Here is a 4,880-nt window from a genome sequence, read left to right as displayed (position 1 = left end):
CCGAAGAACGCTCGCGTCGCCGCGCCGGGCTTCAGCTTGGTCGCTCCCGGCAGCGGTGTGATCAGAATGCCGCCGGTCTCGGTCTGCCACCAGGTATCGACGATCGGGCAACGGCCGTCGCCGACCACATGGTAGTACCATTCCCAGGCTTCCGGATTGATCGGCTCGCCCACCGAGCCCATCAGCCGCAGGCTCGCCCGCGAGGTCTTCTTCACCGGCTCGTCGCCGGCCTGCATCAGCGCGCGGATCGCGGTCGGTGCGGTGTAGAAGATGTTGACCTTGTGCTTGTCGATCACCTGCCAGAAGCGCGAATTGTCCGGATAGTTCGGCACGCCCTCGAACATCAGCGTCGTCGCGCCATTGGCCAGCGGTCCGTACAGAATGTAGCTGTGGCCGGTGACCCAGCCGACATCCGCGGTGCACCAGTAGATGTCGCCGTCGTGATAGTCGAACACGTATTGATGCGTCATCGAGGCGAACAGCAGATAGCCGCCGGTGGTGTGCAGCACGCCCTTAGGCTGGCCGGTGGAGCCGGACGTGTAGAGGATGAACAGCGGATCTTCCGCGTTCATCTCCTCGCACGGGCATTCGGTCGTCACCATCTCGGCAGCTTCGCGATACCAGAAGTCGCGCGCGGGATCGATATCGACGGCCGCACCGGTGTGCTTGACCACGACCACCCAGTCGACACCGCCGGCCTTGGCCACGGCTGCATCGACATTCTTCTTCAGCGGCACTTTCTTGCCGCCGCGCAGGCCTTCATCCGCGGTGATGATGATCTTCGACTGGCAGTCGGTGATGCGTTGCGCCAGTGAATCCGGCGAGAAGCCGGCGAACACAACGGAATGGATCGCGCCGATGCGTGCGCAGGCAAGCATCGCATAGGCGGCTTCCGGGATCATCGGCAGATAGATGGTGACGCGGTCGCCCTTGCCGACATTGCGGTTGCGCAACACGTTGGCCATCCTGGCCACTTCGTCATGCAGTTCCTGATAGGTGATGTGCCGGGATTGCGAGGGATCGTCGCCTTCCCAGATGATCGCGGTCTGGTTGGCGCGCTTCGGCAGATGGCGGTCGATGCAGTTATAGGCAGCGTTGAGCACGCCATCCTCGAACCATTTGATCGAGATATTGCCCGGCGCATAGGAAGTGTTTTCGATCTTGGTCGGCGCGTGGGTCCAGTCGAGGCGCTTGGCCTGTTCGGCCCAGAAGCCGTCACTGTCGCTGGTCGAGCGCGCATACATCTCGTTATATTTCGCGTCGTCGACATAAGCGCGCGAGGTCCATTCGCTCGGTACGTCGTAAATCTTGTCGGACATCGTTCCCTCCACTTATCTCGCCGCCACAGAAACAACCCTGCGCCGCAAGCCGTTTCTCGTTTGATGTTCCAATTATGCGTCGGCGGGGGCAGGCCGGACAAGGTCGCGGCGTCTCCCCCTTTCGTCGGTTGCGATACCCCTGAAGCGTGACCTTTCGCGGTCACGCTTTTGGGTCGGCAACAAGACGCAGGAACGAAAATCACTTGATTCGCATTATCGCGACGAGGGTGAGGACGAGAAAGCGCCTAAGACCATGATGGAGCAGCAGAATTTAACGGCGGCCCGCGGCACCACGGCACGTTCTGCGCTGTCGGCGGCCAAGCTTCTGGCCGGCAAGCTCGCCGATCGGCAGCCGAAACTGCGCGGCAAAAGCACCGTTGAAGCCCTGGCGCGCGAACTTGGCCTCACACTTGGCGATCAAACAGAATTGACCATCCGTCGTCGCAAGAGCGGCAAGGCCTATTCCTTCATCCGCGAGAACGGCACGCGCATCCGGCATGCCGGCACCATCCGCCGGTTGAATGCGATGGCTGTGCCGCCGGCCTATGTCGATGTCCGCTATGCTGTCGATCCCAACCTGCACCTGCAGGCCGTTGGCCGCGATGCGGCAGGGCGGCTGCAATATCGCTATCACGCCGATTGGGAGAAGGTGCGCGAGCATCGCAAGGCCAATCGCCTGGCGCGGCTGGTGAATGCGTTGCCGAAAATTCGCCGCAGCGTCTCGCAATTTCTGGCCGGTGATGAGCCGACGCGCGAATTCGCGCTGGCGGCGGTGATCGAACTCGTCACCCGCACGGCCATCCGGGCCGGCAATGAGAGCTATATGAAGCTCTCAGGCACGCGCGGCGCCACCACGCTGATGAAGTCGAACGTGGAGCTCGATGGCAAATGCGTCGTTCTGTCGTTCAAGGCGAAGGGCGGCAAGGCCGTGCGCAAGGAATGCGATGCGGCCAAGCTCGTACGCGCCATCGGCATCCTGCATGAAGTGCCGGGCCGCCGCCTGTTTCAGTACACCGACAAGGTCGGTCGCATCCATAAAGTGAATACAGCGGCGGTGAACGCCTTCCTGCGCGACATCGCCGGCATCAAGATTTCGCTGAAGGATTTTCGCACGCTGATGGCCTCGGCGACGGTGGTCGAGACGCTGGCGCATATCGAGCCGGCCGAGAGTGTACGTGGCCGCAAGAAGCAGGTGCTCGACGCGGTGCGTTCGGCTGCCGATGAGCTGTCGAACACCGCCACGATCTGCCGCAAGAGCTATGTCCACGGCACCATCGTCACGGCCTTCGAGAACGGTGCGCTGGCGCGGATCGCCGCGAAGCAGAGCGGCTACCGCTCACAGTCGAATCGCGAACAGCTGTTGGCACAGGTGGTGGCGGAGGCCGGGTAGTGTCGTCCCCGCGAAGGCGGGGACCCATACGCTCCGAAGAGCTGATAAGACCGAGGTCGATACGGCACCTGCGTTCTCACTATGCCGACAGCGGCTATGGGTCCCCGCCTTCGCGGGGACGACAGCCATTCAGAGCAGTGTCCACACCGCCGTATTTTTGATGTCCGCATCCTCCAGATCGCGCGTGACTGGCACCTTGTATTCCGCCAGTTTTCGCAGCTTGTCCTTCGGCAGATAGCTCCGTCCGGGATCACCGATCAGCACCGTCGCGCCGCGCGCGGCTTGTGCGGCAAGAAACGCGAAAGCGCGCTCCGCGGTATCGCGCTCGTAGAAAATATCGCCGGCAAGGATCGTCTGCGCGTCAGGCGCAACGGCATCACCGAGCAGATCATCGCCGCGCGCGTCGACAACGACGTTGTTATCCGCCGCATTGATACCAATCGCCACGCGCGCAAACGCATCGATATCGTAACCGATTACGCTTGCGGCTCCAGCCTTCATCGCCGCAATCGCCACCAGTCCCGATCCCGAAGCGAGATCGAGCACCGCGCGCCCCACCACATGCGCGGGATGATCGAGCACGAACCGCGCCAGCGCCTGTCCGCCAGCCCAGGCAAAGGCCCAGAACGGCGGTGGCAGACCGGCCTCGCCCAGTTCTTCCTCGGTCTTGCTCCAGAGCGGTACGGCTTCATCAGCCACATGCAGGCTGATCTCCGGCAGCAGCGGCACCGGTAGCAGACGCGTATTGGCGCGGATAAATCCAGTGGGATCAGCAATCGCAGGCGTCGCGCCCGCGGTGCTCACAAGCCGCCCATCTTGCAGAGCAGCTTCCATTCCTCGGCGGTGATCGGCGGCACCGACAGGCGGGACTGTTTGATGATCGCGACATTGGCGAGTTTTGGCTCGGCCTTGATCTCCGCCAGCGTGACCGGCCGCGGCAGGTCCTGCACGGCCTTGACGTCGACGCAGACCCAGGGCGTGCCCGGCTCGGCGGTGGGGTCGGGGTGATGTTCCTTGACGACCTCGGCGATCCCCACGATCTCCTTGCCGATATTGGAATGATAGAAGAAGGCGCGGTCGCCCTTCTTCATCTTCATCATGTTCAGCTTGGCGGTGTGATTGCGGATGCCGGTCCATTCGGTGCCCTTGGCACCGGCCGCTTTCTGCTCGTCCCACGACCAGGCGTCGGGCTCCGATTTGATCAGCCAGTATTGCATCGTCTAACCTTCTGCCTTGAATGGCCGTGTCAGCAGGCCCTCGATCACCTGATCGACGCTGGCGCTGCCATCGAGAATCATCGCCACCGCTCTTGCCACCGGCATGTCGACGCGGTTCTCCTCGGCAAGCTCGATCAATACCGGCGCCGTGAACGCGCCCTCTGCCAGCTTGCCCGCCGGCGGCGGTTCGCCACGGCCGAGCGCCACACCGAGCGCAAAGTTGCGCGATTGCGCGCTGGAGCAGCTGAGAATGAGGTCGCCAAGACCGGACAGTCCCGCAATCGTCTCCGCCCGCGCACCGCAGGCGACGCCGAGCCGCACCAGTTCGCTGAAGCCGCGCGTCGTCAGCGCCGCCAGCGCCGACGCGCCAAGCTCCTTGCCGGCGACGATGCCCGCGGCAATCGCCAGCACATTCTTCGCCGCGCCACCGATCTCGACACCGCGGACATCGGTGGAGTGATAGGGCCGGAACGTCGCCGAGCCGAGCGCCTGCACGAGATCGATCGCTGCATCCTCATCGGCGCAAGCCAGCGTCACCGCCGTCGGCAGACCGGCTGCGACATCGTCGGCAAAGTTCGGCCCAGACAAAATTGCGGGCAGCACATCCGGCGCGACCTCGGCGATCACCTCGGTCATGAATTTGTGCGAGCCCTGCTCAATGCCCTTGGCGCAGGCGACGACGGGCTTGCCGGCCGCGAGGAGCGGCGCGATCGCCGTCAGCGCCTCGCGGAGCTGCTGCGATGGGACCGCCAGCAAAATAATATCAGCCCGCGCGGCGAGTGCGAGATCCGATGTCACGAAGACGGCGTCGTCGATGCCTGCACCCGGCAGTCGCGGATTGCTGCGCGAGGTCTGCATCATTTCTGCGGCTGCCGGCGAGCGCGCATAGAGCACGACCTCGCGGCCGGCGCGCGCCGCGACATCGGCGAGCGCCGTGCCGTAAGCACCAGCGCC

5 protein-coding genes are annotated in these 4,880 nt (G+C 63.7%); 1 reads left to right on the top strand and 4 read right to left on the bottom strand.

What is annotated here, in order from left to right; translation table 11 throughout:
* Positions 1-1,319: acetate--CoA ligase (locus ACIQ2A_RS25500; RefSeq protein WP_398484792.1), on the bottom strand; the 1,319-nt coding region annotated here is incomplete at its 3' end.
* A 253-nt stretch (positions 1,320-1,572) separates the two neighbouring features.
* Between ACIQ2A_RS25500 and ACIQ2A_RS25495 the strand changes: the two genes are divergently transcribed.
* The gene (locus ACIQ2A_RS25495) at positions 1,573-2,709 is read left to right on the top strand and encodes a DNA topoisomerase IB (protein WP_398484790.1); all 1,137 of its coding nucleotides are present in this window, start codon (positions 1,573-1,575) and stop codon (positions 2,707-2,709) included.
* Between the two features lie 129 nt (positions 2,710-2,838).
* Here ACIQ2A_RS25495 and ACIQ2A_RS25490 read toward each other — a convergent pair whose 3' ends face one another.
* From ACIQ2A_RS25490 to ACIQ2A_RS25480, 3 genes are all read right to left on the bottom strand, one after another.
* The gene (locus tag ACIQ2A_RS25490; RefSeq protein WP_398484788.1) at positions 2,839-3,543 is read right to left on the bottom strand and encodes a class I SAM-dependent methyltransferase; all 705 of its coding nucleotides are present in this window, start codon (positions 3,541-3,543) and stop codon (positions 2,839-2,841) included.
* Positions 3,510-3,926: an EVE domain-containing protein gene (locus ACIQ2A_RS25485; protein WP_398484786.1), complete on the bottom strand. Its 417-nt coding sequence runs from the start codon at positions 3,924-3,926 to the stop codon at positions 3,510-3,512. The genes ACIQ2A_RS25490 and ACIQ2A_RS25485 overlap by 34 nt, the downstream gene beginning before the upstream one ends.
* A 3-nt stretch (positions 3,927-3,929) precedes the next feature.
* Positions 3,930-4,880: NAD(P)H-dependent glycerol-3-phosphate dehydrogenase (locus ACIQ2A_RS25480; RefSeq protein ID WP_398484784.1), on the bottom strand; the 951-nt coding region annotated here is incomplete at its 5' end.

The organism is Tardiphaga sp. (assembly GCF_044336785.1).
Classification (GTDB): domain Bacteria; phylum Pseudomonadota; class Alphaproteobacteria; order Rhizobiales; family Xanthobacteraceae; genus Tardiphaga.
Note: the sequence above shows the minus strand (reverse complement) of the source record. Positions and strands in the feature narration are given on the sequence as shown.